Source organism: Microbispora sp. NPDC088329, from assembly GCF_040685655.1.
Taxonomy (GTDB): Bacteria; Actinomycetota; Actinomycetes; order Streptosporangiales; family Streptosporangiaceae; genus Microbispora.
Window position 1 is genome coordinate 354523 of sequence record NZ_JBFBIP010000004.1, and the last position, 17606, is coordinate 372128.

Genomic DNA, 17606 nt, shown 5'->3' on the forward strand with positions numbered 1-17606 from the left:
CGCGGATCAACCTGCTGTCGCTGCTGCGTTACCTCGGCTGGGAGTTCCTGCTCATCCTGTCGACCTCCTCGTCGGAGTCGGCCCTGCCGGGCCTGATGGCCAAGATGGAGCACCTAGGGGTGAGCCGCACGGTGGCCGGCATCACGGTCCCGACCGGGTACTCCTTCAACCTCGACGGCACCGCCACCTACCTGACCATGGCGACGCTGTTCGTGGCGCGGGCGACCGGTTTCCCGCGCGGCATGGGGGAGCAGATCGGCCTGCTGGTCTTCATGGTCATCGCCTCCGAGGGGGCGGCGGGCGTCACCGGCGCGGGCCTCGCCACGCTTGCGGCGGGCCTGCAGGCGCACCGGCCGGCCCTCGTTGACGGGGTCGGCCTGATCGTGGGGATCGACCGGTTCATGTCGGAGGCCCGGGCGCTGACCAACTTCGCGGGGAACGCGGTCGCCACCGTCCTGATCGGCACGTGGGTGGGAGACTTCGACCGCTCGCGTGCGGAGGAGGTGCTGGCCGGCCGGGCCCCCTTCGACGAGGCGACGTTCGTGGACGACGCGAGCGCCGCCCCGGCCCCCGAGGCGCCCTCGACCTGGCCCTTGCGGTGTCCAGCCGGTGATCGCGCTGCGGGCGGGGGCGGCCCTGCTCGCCCTGGTGTGGCGCGGCGGGCAGGGCCCCGCCGTACGCGAGCTCGTGCGGCACGCCCGGCTGGCCTTCGCCGCCTCAGCGTGAGAACCGCCGGGCGCCCCCCGGATTGGACGTATGTGCCCAGGTACTCCTAGAGTCCCTTTCATGACGTCTGGTGATCTCCAGCTCCGCAGGGCCGAGAAGACCGACGCGGACGAGATCTTCGCGCTCGCCCGCGAGTTCGCGGTGACGTTCCGGCCCGAGCGCGCGCCGTTCGACGCGGCGCTGCCGCAACTGCTGGAGAACGAGGACGCCTTCCTCATCGTCGCTACCGTCGACGGGACCGTACGCGGCTACCTGCTGGGCTTCACCCACCTCACGCTGTTCGCCAACGGCAGGGTCGCGTGGGTGGAGGAGGCGATGATCGAAAGCGCCTACCGCCGCCACGGCATCGGGCGCAGGCTGCTCGAGGAGTTCGAGACGTGGGCGCGCTCACGGCAGGCCGGCTACGTCGCGCTGGCGACCCGGCGGGCCGCCGAGTTCTACGGCGCCCTCGGCTACGAGGTGTCGGCCACCTACTACCGCAAGATGCTCAGACCGAAGATGTGAGCGCGGTGGCCGCGCTCACGAGGCCCGGCCGCCGTACGTCGATCACCCACCGGTCCTCCGGAGACTCGCACGCGTGAATCACGCTCGTCATCGCGTGGACCGGGCAGTGGGCGTGACCCGGCCCCGCCGGGGAATGCCGCGCGTCGCCGTACGCCACGCGCGGACGGTCAGACGGCAGAGGTGAGCTGGGCGTCCAGGCGGTATCCGTCCACGGTCACGTAGACCGAGTCGCCGGGCCGCGCGTTCAGCCGCATGAGGACCGGCTGGAGCGAGTCGAACACCGGCTGCCGGTCACGCCACACCAGGACGACCGCGTTGTCCCCGGGGCCGGTGACCGACAGCAGCGTCCCCGGTCGCATGCCGAGCTGTGCGGCGTACCCCTCGGGGACCGCCACCGGCTCGCCGCGCAGATGACCGCTGGTGACGTCGATCCGCTGCCACCGTCGCGGGTCGGAGGCCGGGCTGGACGTTGTGCGGGGGTTGGGCACCAGATGGGGCCGGGGCACGCCGCCCGGCAGGTTCCCGTTTCCGTTTCCGTGCCCGTTTCCATGCCCGTTTCCGTTCAGGTTGCCGCCCAGGTTGCCGTTCGTCAGCGCGTTGAGCGCGGCGAGCGCGGTGGCGGCGTCGGGCCCGTTGTTGGCCTGCACGGGGACCGGGATCCCGCCGCGGCCGTGATGGTGCCCGTTGGCACCCGGCGTACGGCGGGGCAGCGGTGTGGGCTTGGCGGCCTGCTCGGGCCCGTTGCGGGTGGGCAGGGGGCCGGGCTCGGACGGGGCGCTCGCCTTCGGCATCGAGTCCAGCCACGCCTTGGCGGAGTGGGCGCGGATGCCGAGCTGGCCGAGGAGCTCCACGACGTCGGCGTCCGCGGGCTTGTTCGCCAGCAGCTGCCGCGTCTTGTCTCGCAGCCCCGCCAGGTCGCCCACCACGAGCCAGCCGTCCTGAAGACGGCGGTCGGGCATCAGCGTGACCAGCACGCGCCACAGCGGTGTGCCGAGCGCCGGGACCTCGACGGGGTGGGATGGGTCGGCGGCGATGAGCTGCTCCTGGGTGGCGGCGGCGCCCAGCCACTCGGTGAGCCCGAACAGATGGCCGGTGAGCGGCGCGGAGTCGGGGGAGCGCAGCCACAGCAGCACTCGCTCCTCCGCCGTGCGCTGGGCCTGGGAGAGGAGTTCACGGTCCACGTTGAGGTTGTGGGCCAGCGTGCGCAGGCTCACCGGTTCGGCGGCGAACAGCCGCTCGGCCGCGACGGCCCTGGCGAGCGGGTCCCAGTCGCGGAACAGGCCTTCGATGACCACGACCATCGGGTGCGCGCTGAGGTCGGCGGGCTGCCGCTCCTGCGCCGCCTCGGCCGCCGGCTGGGCGGGCGAGGCCGCGGGCTGCGGGAGCGGGGCCCCGGACTGCCGGGCGAAGGGCTGGGTGGCGGGCTTGACCGGCTCCGCGAGAGGCGCCGGGGCGGCGGGCGCCGGTGCGCCCTGCTGGGCCGGCGTCTGGGCGTCCTGTCCCGGCGCGGGCACGGGGGCGGCCGGCCGGGTGAGCGGCTGTGCCGGGGTCCCGGGGGCGGCCTGGGGGAAGGGCTGGGAGGGGGTCCCGGCCTGCGGGGCCGGCTGTGCCGGGGTCCCGGGGGCGGTCTGCGGGAACGGCTGGGAGACCGGTCCCGGGGGAATCTGGGGGAAGGGCTGGGAGGGGGTCCCGGCCTGCGGGGCCGGCTGTGCCGGGGTCCCGGGGGCGGTCTGCGGGAACGGCCCGGAGGCGGGACCGGCAGGCACCTGCGGCTGTGCCTGGGGCTGTGGCTGTACGGGCGCCTGGGGCTGTGCCTGGGCGGTGGCCGGACCCTTCGCGAGCGCCTGCGCGGGCTGCCCGGACGCCAGCTCGCTCTGCAGGCGTCCGAACACCTCCCTGAACACCGTGGTCAAAAGCACCTCGGGCGAGGCGGGAGCGGCCGGGGCCTGGAGGTCGCACGGGGTCAGGCGGCGCAGCCGGTACCACCCGCCTAGGTGGTTGACCACGCTGCGGACCGGGTCGGGCCAGCCGGGCATGGCGGGATCCACGGTGTGCACCTGGAGCGCCGGAAGCAGGTCGGTGAGGGGCAGGTGGTCCCAGCGGCCGACGGCCAGCCGGGCGAGCCGCTCGCAGAGCCAGTCAACACCGGTCGCCCGCATCGCGCGCCCGATCCCGACGGATGCCCACCAGCCGCCGGGCAGGCGCGGGTCGGCCAGCATCTCGGCCACCTGCTGAGGACGGCTCCAGCGCAGGGCCGGGACCAGGTCGCTCAGGCAGATCGTTGACTCGGCGTCCATCGGTATGACCGCACCCTCCCGAGAGTGACGCATGTTGCTAATGGTGCAGCTTACGCCGCAAACCAGCAATTGGTGTCAATAGGGTAAAGTTCCCAGGATCCGGCCGGCCGCCGACCTGGGCGACCGCCGCCGCCCCCGCCTCACAGCCCTTGCGCAGAGCTTCCTCGGGGGCGATCCCGGCCATCGTCGCGACCAGGAATCCTGCGGCGAACGCGTCTCCCGCGCCCGTCGAGTCGACCACCTCCGCCGGGCGCGCGGCCGCTCTGGCGACTATACGGCCCCCGCGGGCCAGCACGGCACCACCGGCTCCCCGCTTGACCACCGCCGTGCCGTAGTGGGCGCTGAGCGTGCGGGCCGCCGCCTCGGCATCCGGGGCGCCGGTGAGCAGCAGCGCCTCCTCCAGGTTGGGAATCACGACGCGCGCCGGGGCTGTCTCACGAAGGAACCGCTCGGGGCCGAACGCGCGCAGAGGCCCGCACGAGGCCGGGTCGACGCTGACGGAAATCCCCCGGCTGGCGGCCTCCCGCATCGCCAGCCGCGCGAGCTCCAGGCCCGGCTCGGCGAACATCGTGTACGCCGACAGGTGCAGGTGCCCGACCCCGTCGAGGAGCTCGGGCGCCCAGTCGCCGACCCCGATGTGGCCGCTCGCCCCGCGGTTGGTGAGCATCGACCGCTCCCCGGTGGCGTCGACCATCGCGATGACGACGGCCGAGGGCCTGTCCGGGTCGATCCGCAGGTGCGGCTCGACCCCGGCCTTGGCCAGCTCGGCCGCGTGCCACTCGCCGGTGTCGTACCCGGCCCTCGCCAGCAGGCGGGTGCCGGCGCCGAGCCGGGCGGCCCAGGAGGCGGTGTTCGCCCCCGAGCCGCCCGGCCGCACCACGATGTCGGCGGGCGTGTCGGTGCCGGTGGCCGTGGGGCCGTCGTGCAGAGCGACGACGTCGGTGACCACGTCGCCGATCACCAGCAGAGCGCTCACCCGGCCGCCCACGCGGCCGCTATCTCCCCGGCCAGGCGCGTGTTGCCGCGTACGGCCGCGAGGTTGGCCTCCAAAGACGCGCCGCCCGTGCCCTCGACGAGATACTCCAGCAGGAACGGGGTGATGGCCTGCCCGGTCACCCCGCGCTCCTCGGCGGTGCGCAGGCCCTCGGCGAGGACCCGGTCGTGCAGGCCGGGATCGAGCTGGAGGTCGGCGGGGACCGGGTTGGCCACGATCAGCGCGGTCTCCAGCCCCGCCAGCGCGTCCTGGGCCCGCATGATGCCGGCGGCCTCCTGCGGCGTCTCGATGCGCCAGTCGACCGGCTCGCCCGAGCTGTGCAGGTAGAAGCCGGGGAACTCGTCGGTCCGGTAGCCCACCACGGTGACCTGCTTGGTCTCCAGCCGCTGGAGCGTCGCGGGCACGTCGAGGATCGACTTCACCCCGGCGCACACGACCGTGATCCTGGTGCGGCTGAGCGTGTCGATGTCGGCCGACTCGTCCTGCACCGAGGTCCAGCCGCGGTGGACGCCGCCGAGACCCCCGGTGGCGAACACCCGCACGCCCGCGCGAGCGGCCAGGAACGAGGTGCCGGAGACGGTCGTGGCGCCGCTCAGCCCGAGCGCGGCGGCCGGGGCGAGGTCGCGGAAGCCGAGCTTGCGCAGGCCCGGCTCGGTCGCGATCCGCTCCAGCCCGTCCTTGTCCAGGCCCACCCGGGGGATCCCGTCCAGCACCGCCACCGTCGCCGGCACGGCCCCCGCCTGCCGGACGATGTCCTCCAGTTCGAGGGCGACCTGAAGGTTGCGGGGCTGGGGAAGCCCGTGAGAGATGATGGTGGACTCCAGGGCGACGACCGGACGGCCGGTGGCCAGCGCCTCGGCGACCTCATCGGAAACGCGCATGTCTCTCCTGTTTCACGCTCACCATCGGGGCCTCACGTCCGCCTGTCCGTGCCGGAGGCGCGCGATGAACGCCTCCCTCGTCGCGCCTGGTCGCTTCGCTCCCATGCGCTCCCCAGCCCAGACCGGCGGTGCCCCCTCCGGATCGCTCGTGTTTCCCGCTCACCATCGGGGCGCTCACATCCGCCATCTTCCCTCGTCGCGCTTGGTCGCTTCGCTCCCGCGCGCTCCTCAGTCCAGATCGGCGGCGCGCCCCTCCGGATCGCTCGGTTTACTTCTCACTCCAGCGGAAGATTGTCCGCTTCGGCATATTCTGCCCGGGTATCGCGGACGGTTTTGCGATAAGTTGCGGGCGTCCGCTCAGGCTCGCCCGATGTCGCCTCCTCCCGCTCCCTCCTCCGAGACCCTCCCATGCCCGCCGTCGCGATGCGCATCCGGCCCGCGTTCGACCGGTCGGCCACCGCGCGGCACCGAGCCACGTACGACCCGGGAGAACGCTTCATGCCACGCTCGCACTACGACGTCGTCATCGCCGGCGCCGGGCACAACGGCCTCGTCGCCGCGGCGTACCTCGCCCGGGCCGGACGCGGCGTGCTGGTCCTGGAACGCCTCGGCCACGTGGGCGGCCTCGCGGTGTCGGCCCTCGCGTTCCCCGGCGTGGACGCGCGGCTGTCGCGCTACTCCTACCTGGTCAGCCTGCTGCCCACGAAGATCGTGAAGGATCTCGGGATGCGCCTCGACCTGCGCCGCCGCCGCTTCGCCTCCTACACCCCGGCCGGCGACACCGGCCTGCTCGTGGACAACGAGGACGCCGCGCGCACGGCCGCATCCTTCGAGGCGGTGACCGGGGGACGGCACGACCTGGCGGCCTGGGAGCGGTTTTACGGGATGACGGCCCACGTGGCCCGGCGGGTCGCGCCGACGCTGCTCGAACCGCTGCGCGGCCGTACGGCCCTGCGGGAGGTCGTGGGGGACGACGAGGCGTGGCGCGACCTGTTCGAACGGCCCATCGGCGCGGTAGTGGACGAGCGGTTCGCCGACGACACGGTGCGCGGGGTCGTCCTCACCGACGCCCTGATCGGCACCTTCGCCGATCCGGCCACCGACCTGCTGGCCAACCGGTGCTTCCTCTATCACGTGATCGGCGACGGCACGGGCGACTGGAACGTGCCGGTCGGCGGCATGGGCGCGGTGACCGCCGAGCTCGCCGAGGTCGCACGGCGGAACGGGGCCGAGATCCGCACGGGTGCCGAGGTGCTGGCGATCGATCCGGACACGGGAGAGGTCACGTTCGACGACGGCGAACAGCACGCGGTGACCGCTGGCAAGGTGCTGGCCAACCTGCCGCCCGCCGTGCTCGCCCGGCTGCTCGGGGAGACGCCCGAGGCGCCGGAGGGCGCCCAGCTCAAGATCAACATGGTGCTGTCGCGGCTGCCCCGGCTGAGGGATCCCGCCGTCGACCCCGCCGAGGCGTTCAGCGGCACCTTCCACATCAACGAGAGCCGCGACCAGCTGGCGACGGCGTACGCGCAGGCGGCCGCGGGGCAGGTGCCGGACCTGCCGCCCGCCGAGGTCTACTGCCACTCGCTCACCGACCCCTCGATCCTCGGCCCCCGGTTGCGGGAGGCGGGGGCGCACACGATGACGTTGTTCGGGCTGCACATGCCCGCGCGCCTGTTCGCCGACCCGGCGGCCAAGCGGGAGGCGCTGGCCCGCACGCTCGCCTCGATCGACGCGGTGCTCGCCGAGCCCATCGAGGGCTGCCTGCTGCGCGCGCCTTCCGGCGAGCCCTGCCTGGAGGTCAAGACCCCCCTCGACCTGGAGCGGGACGCCGGCCTGCCCGGCGGCCACATCTTCCACCACGACCTGTCCTGGCCGTACGGCGAGGAGGGCGACCACGGGCAGTGGGGCGTCGAGACGGCGCACCCGCGGGTGCTGCTGTGCGGCGCGGGCGCGAAGCGCGGCGGCGGCGTCAGCGGCATCCCCGGCCACAACGCCGCGATGGCGGTGTTAAGGCGGCTCTCATGACCCTCGGGTAGCTTGTGCCGGTGCGTGAGGAATCGGCGAAACTGCTGGTAGTGGACGACGAGCCGGCTCTCAGGGAGGCGTTGCGCAGCAGTCTGGAGTTCGAGGGTTACGGGGTGGAGACCGCCGCCGACGGGCTCACCGCGCTCGACCTCCTCGATCGGGCCGCGCAGAACGGCGGGCCCTACGACGCGATGCTCCTCGACGTCATGATGCCCCGGCTCGACGGGCTGACGGCCTGCCGCAGATTGCGCGCGTCCGGCAACCGGGTCCCGGTGCTCATGCTGACCGCGCGGGACGCCGTCGGCGACCGCGTCTCCGGCCTGGACGCCGGAGCGGACGACTACCTGGTCAAGCCGTTCGAGCTCGACGAGCTGCTCGCCCGGGTGCGGGCGCTGCTGCGGCGCGGCGGACGGTACGCGCAGAACGAGAGCGACGGCGACGTCCTCGCCTTCGGCGACCTGCGCATGGACACCGTGAGCTGGGAGGTCACCCGGGCCGGCCGCAGGCTCGACCTCACCCGCACCGAGCACCTGCTGCTCGAACTGTTCCTCACCCACCCCCGGCAGGTGCTCACCCGCGAGCAGATCCTGCGGGAGGTGTGGGGCTTCGACTTCGAGCCGTCGTCGAACTCGCTCGACGTGTATGTGATGTACCTGCGGCGCAAGACCGAGGCGGGCGGGCTACCCCGCCTGATCCACACCGTGCGCGGCGTGGGCTACGTGCTGCGGTCGTCGCCGTGAGACGGCGTTCGCTCCGGTCGCGGCTCACGCTGCTGATCGCGGCGGCGGTCGCCCTGGCCGTCGCGGTGGCGGCGGCGGTCTGCTGGCTGCTCGTCCGCGCCGAGATGCGCGGTCAGATCGTCGACTCGATCACGCGTCTTCAGCCGCCGGCGCAACAGGTCGGGTTCGCGCTGCGGGACTGCGCGGGTCAGGGGCGCAAGGCGGGCCCGCGGCCCGACTGGGACCCCTCCGGACGCAGCTGGCAGGTCATCCTGGCGGACGGCTCGGTGTGCGTCGCGTCCGGGTTGGCCCTGGTGACGCCGACCGCGGGGGAGCGGGCGATGGCCGCCTCCGGCGGCACGCCGGTGCTGCGCGACGCGGTGACCACCGACGGCACCTCCGTGCTCGTCTACACCTTCCGGTACACGCCGCGACTGGGCGGCCCGCCGAGGGACGCCGGGCAGTTCGAGGAGCCGCCCCTGCCGCAGGGACCGGTGACGGTCAGCGTGTTCCGCTCCACCGCCGAGATGGACCAGACGCTCCGCATCCTCGCGCTGGTCTTCGGCTCCGTCTGCGTGCTCGGCGTGCTCGGCGCCGCCGTGGCCGGCCTCTGGCTGGCCCGTACGGCCCTGCGCCCCGTCCAGCGGCTGACCGGCGCGGTCGAGCATGTCGCCAGGACGGAGGACCTGAGCGTGACGATCCCGGTCGAGGGGGAGGACGAGATCGCCCGTCTCAGCCGGTCGTTCAACACCATGACCGCCGCCCTGTCGAGCTCGCGGGAGCGCCAGCGGCGGCTCGTGGCCGACGCCGGGCACGAGCTGCGCACCCCGCTGACCAGCCTGCGCACCAACATCGACCTGCTGCTGCGCAGCGAGAACACCGGCCGCGCCATCGAGCCCTCGGCCAAACGGCGCCTGCTGACCAGCGTCAAGGAGCAGTTCGAGGAGATGTCGAGCCTCATCGGCGACCTGCTGGAGCTGTCGAGGAAGGCGGAAAGCGGCGAGCTGTCGTCCGGCATCGACCTGCACGAGGTGGTGGCGTCGGCGGTCGAGCGGGCCAGGCGGCGGGGTCCGGGGCTGCGCTTCGACGTCGGCCTGGAGCCGTGGCAGGTCCACGGCGACGCCCGCGGCCTGCAGCGGGCCGCGGTGAACGTGCTCGACAACGCCGTGAAGTTCAGCCCGCCCGGCGGCCTGGTGACGGTGCGGCTCAGGGGCGGTGTGCTGACCGTGCGCGACGAGGGCCCGGGCATCCCCGCCGACGAACTGCCGCACGTCTACGAGCGGTTCTGGCGCTCGCCGTCGGCGCGCGGCCTGCCCGGCTCCGGCCTCGGCCTGGCGATCGTGGCGCAGGCCGTACGTGACGCCGGGGGACGGGTCACGCTCGAGAACGCCCCCGGCGGAGGAACGCTCGCCACGGTCGAACTCCCCGGCGGCCCGCCCACGGCCTGACCCGTCCGGCCCTAGCGGGGAAGGGTGGGCTCGGTGTCGGTCCAGCCCGAGTCCACGACCAGCCAGTAGTCCAGCGTCCTGCCGGGAACCTGCCACTTCTCGCTGTCGGGGCCGGGTTCGAGCTGGATGTCACGGCTCCCCAGGAGCTCGCCGGTCCGCCGGTCGAAGAGCACCTGCTCCTGGATTCTGCCGCGGCCGTCCGCGCTCTCGAACGGGGCCGCGAGGGCGACGGCGGTGCGCCCGAGCGGATCCGTGACGGCGCCCAGCCGCTGCACGCCGGGATAGTCGGTGATCAGGCGCATGAGGCCGGCCCGGACCTTGGGCGGCACGGGCGTGCCGGCGAGCACGGAGAAGACCTGATCGAGCATGCGTTTGGCGTCCTCGCAGTGCTTCGGCGCTCCGGACCGCCCGTCGGCGAGCTTGATCGGGCCCTCGCACAGGAGCGTGCGCAGATCCGCGGGATCGGTGGGCCATTCCTGGAGCTCCTCGTAGGTGAGGTGGCCGACGCCGCCGACGTCGAACGTGCCGCCGCCCGGAATGCCCGGATCGTCCGCCTGCCAGGGACCCGGCGTCGTCCCGACGGTCCTGCTCACCCCCGACGAGCGCCCGGTCCGGCTGCGAACCGTCCAGCTCCGAGGGGAACCCGCCGCCCGCCAGGCGTCGGCGTCGGCGCCGGTCTGGGGCCCGCCCGCGAAGTCACGACCATAGAAGGACTTGCCGTCGCCGGGTTCGCGTCCCGTCCACGCGAAGGTCTCGTCGCGCTCCTCCACTACGTACCCGCCGGTCCCGCCGAGCGCGAGCGCCGCGAAGGCGGTGCGCTGGTGGGTGTACCAGTAGCGGCCCTGCCGCGTGGCCCAGGGCCGGCTCCGCCTCGGGCCGCAGCCGGCCCACGGCCTGAAGGAGGCGCACCTCGTCCCGGCGGTGCCGGCTGATGAGATTGGTCGCGATCCCGTAGAGCCAGGGGCGGGCGCTGCGGCGGCTCAGGTCGTAGCGGCGACGCTGACGGAAGGCGAGGGCGAACGTCTCCGCGGAGACGTCGTCGGCGGCGTGCCGGCCGAGCCGGCGGGAGGCGTACCGATGGATCTCCGCGTAGTGCGCGTCGAAGACGGCGCCGAAACGCTCGGGCTCGTCCCAGGACCGCTCGATCACGGCAGCGTCGTCCTGCGGCGGTGGTGCGACGCCGGGGGAAGCGGCCAGGTATGGCTCATTCATTCGAAGACCTTGTGGTCGGCGGGTCATCGGTCACCTGTTGTTGTCCGGAGACCGCCGTCGCCTTCCCCTGAATTCCGGCGGTGCCCCGCCAGGAGTCCCGGTGCGGCCGGGCGGACGGCCCCCGCCGACACACGCGGCGGTGTGCCGTGGGAGTTTCGAACGGCAGTGCTGCACTAGTGTGGGCGGGTTAACGCGGCGGGAACGACGGATGACGGGATCCCGCTCGCTTCACACGCGTGCCGAGACCGTCCGGGAGACGTGCCAGGATGACCAGCCCGAAGGCCACCGTCGACGTGGTGGTGCTCACCATGAACGACCGGCTGGAGCCGTTCCGGCGGGCGATGGAGTCCCTCCTCGCGCAACAGGACGTCGACCTGCGTGTGGTCATCGTCGGCAACGGCGTGGAACCCGACCACGTGCCGGATGGGGTCCGCACGGTGGTCCTGCCCGTCAACGAGGGCATCCCCGCCGGGCGGAACGCCGGCGCCGACGCTCTCGCCGGGCCGGCCGCCGGAGAGTTCGTGTTCTTCCTCGACAACGACGCGGTCCTGCCCGGCCCCGACACCCTCGCCCGGCTCATCGCCGTAGCCCGCCGGCACCCCGAGGCGGCGTACATACAGCCGCGCATCGCCGACCCCGGCACCGGTGTGACGCTGCGCCGCTGGGTGCCGCGTTTGCGCGCAGGCACGGCCACACGGGCGGGCATCGTGACGGTCATGGCCGAAGGCGTCGTCCTCATCCGCCGTGCCGACTACGAGCAGGCCGGGGGATGGCCGGGTCACTTCTTCCTCTTCCACGAGGGCATCGACCTGAGCTGGCGGCTGTGGGACCTCGGACGCATCGGTTACTACGCGCCGGACATCGTCATCCACCACCCCGCGACCGACCCCGCGAGGCACGCCCCCTTCTACCGGCTCGTCGCCCGCAACAGGGTGTGGCTCGCCTACCGCCGGCTGCCCGCCCCGCTCGTCCCCCTCTACCTGGCCGTCTGGACGGTCATCAGCGTCGCCAGGATCCGCTCCCGGGCGAACCTCGCCGTCTGGTTCCGGGGCCTGCGGGAGGGCCTGAAGGGCGGGCACGGGCAGCGACGCCCCATGTCCTGGAGCACCGTGGCGCGCCTCGCCCGCGCGGGCCGCCCCCCGATCGTCTGACCGGAGCCTCTCGGGGGCGTTCTCATCCGGAGTTAATGAACGCCTCAGAGCCGTCCCATTCCGGCCCGCGAGCGTGGGCCCATGAGCATGACGATGGTTTCCGGGTCGGCGGTGGGGACGTCCCGCAGGACACGCCTGGTCGAGGTCGTCGTCCCCGTGTACAACGAGGAGCGCGTTCTGGCCGCGAGCGTGCGGCGGCTGCACGCCTACCTGAACGGCGACTTCCCGTACGGCTTCCGCGTCACGATCGCGGACAACGCCAGCACGGACGGCACATGGACGATCGCCCGGCGGCTGGCCCGTGAGCTGCCGGGAGTGCGGGCGGTCCACCTCGACCAGAAGGGCCGGGGCCGGGCGCTGCGGCGGGTGTGGGAGGCCAGCGACGCCGACGTGGTCGGCTACATGGACGTCGACCTGTCGACCGACCTGGACGCGTTCCTCCCGCTGATCGCGCCGCTGATGACCGGTCACAGCGACCTGGCGATCGGGACCCGCCTGTCCCCGTGGTCCAACGTGGTGCGCGGCCCCAAGCGGGAGATCGTCTCCAGGTCCTACAACATGCTGCTGCGCTCGCTCATGGGGGCCCGCTTCTCCGACGCGCAATGCGGGTTCAAGGCGGCGCGCACCGAGGTCGTGCAGGCCCTGCTGCCCGCCGTCAAGGACGAGGCGTGGTTCTTCGACACCGAGCTGCTGCTGCTGGCCGAGCAGCACGGGCTGCGCATCCACGAGGTGCCGGTCGACTGGGTGGACGACCCCGACAGCCGGGTGGACATCGTCCGGACGGCGGTCGACGATCTGAAGGGCATGTGGCGGGTCGCCCGGGGGAGCCTCGCGGCCCCCGCCGCGCCGCCGTCCCGGACGTCGGTGCGCACGCAGATCCCCGTCTTCGCGGTGGTCGGCGCGATCAGCACGCTGGCGCATCTGGCGCTGTTCTGGATGCTGCGCTCGGTGCTGCCGCCGGTGGCGGCCAACGCCGTCGCGTTGTTCGTCACCGCCGTCGCCAACACCGCGGCCAACCGCCGCTTCACCTTCGGCGTACGCGGCCGGGCGGGGGCCCTGCGACACCACCTCGGCGGGCTCGCCGCCTTCGTCGCCGGGCTCGCGCTGACCACGGCCGGCCTGTCCGTGCTCCCCGCCGGCGCACCGCGCGCGGCCGAGCTCGCCGCCGTCGTCGTCGCGAACGGCCTGGCCACCCTGCTGCGTTTCCTGCTCCTGCGCTCCTGGGTCTTCGCGCCCCGGAAGGACTCCCGATGACCCTCCTCGCCTCCGCGGCCCCGGCCGGCCATCGGGCCACGGCGGATCGCGTGGCCCCGCTCCCGCGCTGGGGGATGTGGGCCGTCCTCGCCCTCGCCGCCGTGCTCTACACCTGGGCGCTCGGCCGCAACGGGTACGCCAACGACTACTACGCCGCCGCGATCTACTCCGGCACGAAGAGCTGGAAGGCGTTCTTCTTCGGCGCGCTGGACGCCGGGTCGTACATCACGGTCGACAAGCCGCCCCTCGCGCTGTGGGTGATGGGCCTGTCGGCCCGGATCTTCGGGTTCGGCACGTGGAGCATGCTGCTGCCGCAGGCGGCGGCCGGGGTCGCGTCGGTCGCCCTGGTGCACTCCGCCGTACGGCGGGCGCTGCGCGGGCTCGGCACCCGTGTGGCCGGGGCGGCGGCCCTGCTGGCCGCGCTCGTCATGACGCTGACCCCCATCACCGTGGCCATCAACAGGGACAACAACCCGGACACCGTCCTGGTGCCGCTGCTGGTCGCCGCCGCTTGGTGCTGCCTGGAGGCGATCCGCACCGGGAGGCTGCGCACGCTGCTGGTCACCGCCGCACTGGTGGGCCTCGCCTTCAACACCAAGATGCTTCAGGCGTACCTCGTGCTGCCGGCGTTCGCGCTCATCTATCTTCAGGCCGCGCCGGGGTCGTTCGTACGCCGGATCGGGCGCCTGGCGGCCGCCGGGGCGGTCCTCGTGGTGTCCAGCGCGTGGTGGATGGTCGTGGTCGACCGGTGGCCCGCGTCCTCGCGGCCGTACATCGGCGGCAGCACGGACAACACCGTCTGGGACCTTGTGATCGGTTACAACGGGCTGGGGCGGATCTTCGGCGGCGCGGGCAACGGCGGCGGCCCGGGACGGCTTCCCGCCGGCGTTCGAGAAGGCATGACGCCGGCCTTCGGCGGCGGCATGGGCGGCGCGCCCGGCGGTGGCGCGGGTGGCGGCTTCGGTGGTGGCGGGGGCTTCGGCGGCGCGTCAGGCGCGGGCAGGCTGTTCAACGACGTCATGGCCGGGCAGATCTCCTGGCTGCTCCCGTTCGCCGCCGTCGCCCTCGTCTGCGGTCTCGTCCTGGTGGCCAGGCCGGCCTTCGGCCAGGCGAGGGGTGCTGCGACGGACGCGGAGAGGGACGCGGAGAGGGACGCGGTGACGGAGGCGGCGAGGGACACGGCGGGGAACACCGCGAAAGGCACGGTGCGTGCCTCGCTGCTGCTGTGGGGCGGCTGGCTGGTCGTGCACTACGCCGTCTTCAGTTTCTCCAGCGGCACCTTCCATCCGTACTACACGACCGCGATGGCGCCCGCGATCGCCGCGCTGACCGGCATCGGCGGCGTGCTGATGTGGCGGGCGGCGCGTGCCTCGGCAACCTGGCGGCTGATCCTGGCAGGCGCGATCGGCGTGACCGGGGCCTGGTCGTTCGTCGTGCTGCGCCGTACGCCGGAGTTCGTGCCGTGGCTCGCCTGGGCCGTCGCGGGCGGCACGGCGGTCGCGGTGCTCGCCCTGGCGGTCGCGGCGCTCGTCTCCGCGACACGCGCCGCCACGGCATGGGACGCGGGACGCATCGGCCCGGCCGGGCGCGGGGGCCGGGCGGCCGCGCGGATCACGGCGGTAGCGCTGGCCGCCGCGGTCGCGGCCGGGCTGGCCGGTCCGGCGGCGTACGCGGTGACGCCGCTGGGCGCGGCGGTGAACGGCACCAACCCCACGGCGGGGCCCTCCCAGGGCGTGGGAGGACCGTTCGGCCGCGGCGGACCGGGCGGAATGCGCGGGCCCGGCGGACGGGTGGACGCCGCGATGGCGGCATACCTGAAGCGGAACAAGGGGAGCGCCACCTGGCTGGTGGCCGTGGACAGCGCGCAGAGCGCGTCGTCGCTCATCCTGTCCACCGGCGAGCCGGTCATCGCGATGGGCGGGTTCACCGGCTCCGACCCGGCGATGACGGTCGAGAAGCTGCAGAGCCACGTGGCCGGGGGGAAGCTCAAGTACATCTTGATCGGCGACGGCGGATTCGGGCCCTCCCGGGGCGCGAACGCGGACGTCACCGCATGGGTGAAGGCGCACGGCACGCAGGTCGAGGCCGCGGAGTACGGCGGCACGGATGGCGGCTCGGTGCTCTACAAGCTCGGCTGACGGCGTTCGGCCGCCTCCTGAGCGGGTACGTGATGGGCCTTCCGAGCCGACCCACGAAAGGACTCCCATGGACACCGAGGGCTTCATCGCCCTGCTCAATGAGGACCTGGAGAGCGAGTACCGCTCGATCGTGCAATATGTGCAGCACGCGGCCACGATCAAGGGCGCGCAGTATCTGTCGATCATCGAGGAGCTCAAGCAGCACCTCGGCCAGGAACTCAACCACGCGAGCACACTGGCCGAGCAGATCGACTTCCTCGGCGGTGTCCCGAGCGTCCGCGTTCCCGAGGTGCCGGTGGCGACGGACAGCGCCGACGCCCTCCGGCTCGACCTGGAGTTGGAGCAGGAGCAGTTGCGCCGCTACCGCGAGCGTGTGGAGCAGGCCCAGGAGCTCGGCCTGAGCGACGTGGCCGAGGCGCTGCGCCCACTGCTCCAGCAGACGCAGGACCACGTCATGGACCTGCAGACCGTCCTGGGTGCGTGAGAAAGCCGCCGCGGGCGGATCGAGCCGCACGACGGTCCGGCTCGATCCGCTCGCGGGTGCTGATTCGTCTCCAGCCAGGCGGAACTCAGGCATGCCAAGATCCACGATCGCCGCACCCGCGAGACCGCCGTCCATACCCGGAGACCGCCTGGTGACGAGGCGGCCCGAGATCCGGCCGATGACAGTCGCGGTCTCCCGCTGAAACGATCAGGAGTGCTCTGCCGAACTCCCGAAGAGGAGGGCAGAGCAGTGGATGCCGACAGCGGGAAGGGCGTCAAGCGGCGGCGGCACCGTACGCCGCGGCGCCGTACGGGCCGGGAACGAAGCGCTGACATTCCGGCTGGGGCATGCGAAGCCGGGCGCGCCCGGAACGCGTGCTTGCGGTCGAGGGCACGATGACGGGCCATCCGGATGTCGTGGTCTTCGTGCCCGGCATCGCGGGAAGCGCTCTCGCCGATCGGCACCGCGAGATCTGGAGCGGAAATCCCTTCACAATGCTGCGCGGCCTGCCGGCCCTGGCGGCGCCGCAGGCCGGCGACGGGGTCGTCGCCACGCGTGTCATCAGGGGAATCGGCGTTCTCCCCGGGTTCTTGTCCGTCGACTTCTATGGCAAACTCGGCGGCCTGCTGCGCCGTGGCCTGGGCCTGCTGCCCGGGCGGAACTATCACGAATTTCCCTACGACTGGCGCAGGGACAACCGCATCAGCGCCGCCGGATTAGTGGAGAAGGCACAGCGATGGCTGCACACGTGGCGGGCTGACTCGGGCAATGAGCAAGCGCGGCTCGTTTTCGTGGCCCATTCCATGGGCGGCCTCGTCGCCAGATACGCGGTCGAGAAGCTCGGCCTGTGGACCTCGACGAGAGCCGTGATCACGATCGGTACGCCGCACCGGGGCGCTCCGAAAGCGGCACACGTCCTGAGCTCGGGAATCGCTCATCTCGGCTGGGCGCAGTGGCTGACGCGAACCGTGCGAGCGATGCCTTCGGCGTACCAACTGCTGCCTGTCTATCCGTGCGTCGCCGACGGCGACAGGAAACTGCGGCTCGCGGAGCTCGACGGCCTCGAGGGCCTGCCGCGGGGAAAGGTCAAGGAGGGCGCCGCTTTTCTCTACGAGATCGAGGCCGCAGCCCGGGCCAACGCCGAGCGGGAGAAGTACGAGCTGTACCTCAACGCGGTGGTCGGAGGCCACCAGCCGACCATCGGCGCCTTCACTCTCACGCCCGGTCGGACCCTGACGCCCCAGGTGATACCCGTCCACGGGGACGGGACCGTACCCCGTCCCAGTGCGTATCCGATCGAATGGGATCGTCCGTTGTCATCGCTTTTCGTCGCTGGTAAGCACTCCTCCCTCGCCGGCGCCGACCCGGCCGCCCAGCATGTCGTCGGCGCGTTGCGGGCGCTCGCGGAGGATTGGGGGCTGGCGGGCTACCGGGACCCTGCTGCCTCCGTCGCCGGGGCCCTGACGCTCGACTGCCCGGATGTGATCGTCGCGGACGAGCCGCTGGTGGTCCGGGCGACCGCCAGACCCGCGGCGGACCTGCGGCTGTCGGTGGAGCCGCTCGCAGGTGACGGGCCCGTCTGCCGAAGGGAGGGGGGTGACTCCTGGGTGATCCCCGGCCTGCGGGCGGGCTGTTACCGCGTCACTGCGCGTTCGGCGGATCCGGCCACGTCTCCGGTGTCGGACCTGGTGACGGTGCTCCCGCCGTACGAGGAGGTGAGTGATGTTCCGCCGTTTGCGGCTGACAACCCGTAGATTTCGCTATTTCTCCACG

General features: G+C 72.9%; 14 protein-coding genes and 1 pseudogene. 10 read left to right on the forward strand and 5 right to left on the reverse strand.

Features of this window, described 5'->3' with window-relative positions:
* Positions 1-56: 56 nt before the first annotated feature.
* A complete protein-coding gene (locus tag AB0O28_RS11680; protein ID WP_363639169.1) occupies positions 57-776 on the forward strand; it encodes a cation:dicarboxylase symporter family transporter in 720 nt (239 codons plus the stop codon).
* A gap of 10 nt (positions 777-786) precedes the next feature.
* Positions 787-1230: a GNAT family N-acetyltransferase gene (locus AB0O28_RS11685; protein WP_363638984.1), complete on the forward strand. Its 444-nt coding sequence runs from the start codon at positions 787-789 to the stop codon at positions 1228-1230.
* A gap of 167 nt (positions 1231-1397) precedes the next feature.
* On the opposite strand, the gene AB0O28_RS11690 is transcribed toward AB0O28_RS11685, so the two are convergent.
* The 3 genes from AB0O28_RS11690 to AB0O28_RS11700 are packed head-to-tail and all read right to left on the reverse strand — an operon-like array spanning position 1398 to position 5402.
* Complete coding sequence (locus tag AB0O28_RS11690; RefSeq protein WP_363638986.1) at positions 1398-3527, reverse strand: hypothetical protein; 2130 nt, start codon at positions 3525-3527, stop codon at positions 1398-1400.
* Between the two features lie 37 nt (positions 3528-3564).
* Complete coding sequence (locus AB0O28_RS11695; RefSeq protein WP_363638988.1) at positions 3565-4503, reverse strand: sugar kinase; 939 nt, start codon at positions 4501-4503, stop codon at positions 3565-3567.
* On the reverse strand, positions 4500-5402 hold the full coding sequence (locus AB0O28_RS11700) for a pseudouridine-5'-phosphate glycosidase (RefSeq protein ID WP_363638990.1): 903 nt from the start codon (positions 5400-5402) through the stop codon (positions 4500-4502). Before AB0O28_RS11700 ends, AB0O28_RS11695 begins: the two co-directional genes overlap by 4 nt.
* A 408-nt stretch (positions 5403-5810) precedes the next feature.
* Here AB0O28_RS11700 and AB0O28_RS11705 point away from each other — a divergent pair, with 408 nt between their 5' ends.
* Genes AB0O28_RS11705 through AB0O28_RS11715 form a run of 3 tightly spaced genes read left to right on the forward strand, consistent with a single transcriptional unit; the run spans position 5811 to position 9594 of the window.
* Positions 5811-7427: an NAD(P)/FAD-dependent oxidoreductase gene (locus AB0O28_RS11705; RefSeq protein WP_363638992.1), complete on the forward strand. Its 1617-nt coding sequence runs from the start codon at positions 5811-5813 to the stop codon at positions 7425-7427.
* Positions 7428-7447: 20 nt separating this feature from the next.
* Entirely contained in the window at positions 7448-8167 is a 720-nt protein-coding gene (locus AB0O28_RS11710) for a response regulator transcription factor (RefSeq protein WP_363638994.1), read from the forward strand.
* Positions 8164-9594, forward strand: a complete 1431-nt coding sequence (locus AB0O28_RS11715; protein WP_363638996.1) for a HAMP domain-containing sensor histidine kinase — start codon at positions 8164-8166, stop codon at positions 9592-9594. Before AB0O28_RS11710 ends, AB0O28_RS11715 begins: the two co-directional genes overlap by 4 nt.
* 11 nt (positions 9595-9605) lie before the next feature.
* Here the strand turns inward: AB0O28_RS11715 and AB0O28_RS11720 are convergent.
* A pseudogene (locus tag AB0O28_RS11720) lies at positions 9606-10388 on the reverse strand (hypothetical protein); the annotation flags it as partial.
* A complete protein-coding gene (locus AB0O28_RS11725) occupies positions 10291-10806 on the reverse strand; it encodes a sigma factor (protein WP_363638998.1) in 516 nt (171 codons plus the stop codon). The gene AB0O28_RS11725 and the pseudogene AB0O28_RS11720, both read right to left, overlap by 98 nt.
* 266 nt (positions 10807-11072) lie before the next feature.
* Here AB0O28_RS11725 and AB0O28_RS11730 point away from each other — a divergent pair, with 266 nt between their 5' ends.
* The 5 genes from AB0O28_RS11730 (at position 11073) to AB0O28_RS11750 (ending at position 17587) form a co-directional block, all read left to right on the forward strand.
* Positions 11073-11957 carry a glycosyltransferase gene (locus AB0O28_RS11730; RefSeq protein WP_363639000.1) on the forward strand — a complete coding sequence of 295 codons (885 nt, stop codon included), beginning with the start codon at positions 11073-11075 and terminating at the stop codon, positions 11955-11957.
* A gap of 81 nt (positions 11958-12038) precedes the next feature.
* Positions 12039-13211: a bifunctional glycosyltransferase family 2/GtrA family protein gene (locus AB0O28_RS11735; RefSeq protein ID WP_363639002.1), complete on the forward strand. Its 1173-nt coding sequence runs from the start codon at positions 12039-12041 to the stop codon at positions 13209-13211.
* Positions 13208-15349 (forward strand): glycosyltransferase family 39 protein, encoded by a 2142-nt coding sequence (locus AB0O28_RS11740; RefSeq protein WP_363639004.1) that lies wholly within the window; start codon positions 13208-13210, stop codon positions 15347-15349. Before AB0O28_RS11735 ends, AB0O28_RS11740 begins: the two co-directional genes overlap by 4 nt.
* 67 nt (positions 15350-15416) lie before the next feature.
* Positions 15417-15833, forward strand: coding sequence for a ferritin-like domain-containing protein (locus AB0O28_RS11745; RefSeq protein ID WP_363639006.1), 417 nt, complete (start codon positions 15417-15419; stop codon positions 15831-15833).
* A 395-nt stretch (positions 15834-16228) separates the two neighbouring features.
* Complete coding sequence (locus AB0O28_RS11750) at positions 16229-17587, forward strand: hypothetical protein (RefSeq protein ID WP_363639008.1); 1359 nt, start codon at positions 16229-16231, stop codon at positions 17585-17587.
* The last annotated feature ends 19 nt before the right edge of the window (positions 17588-17606 follow it).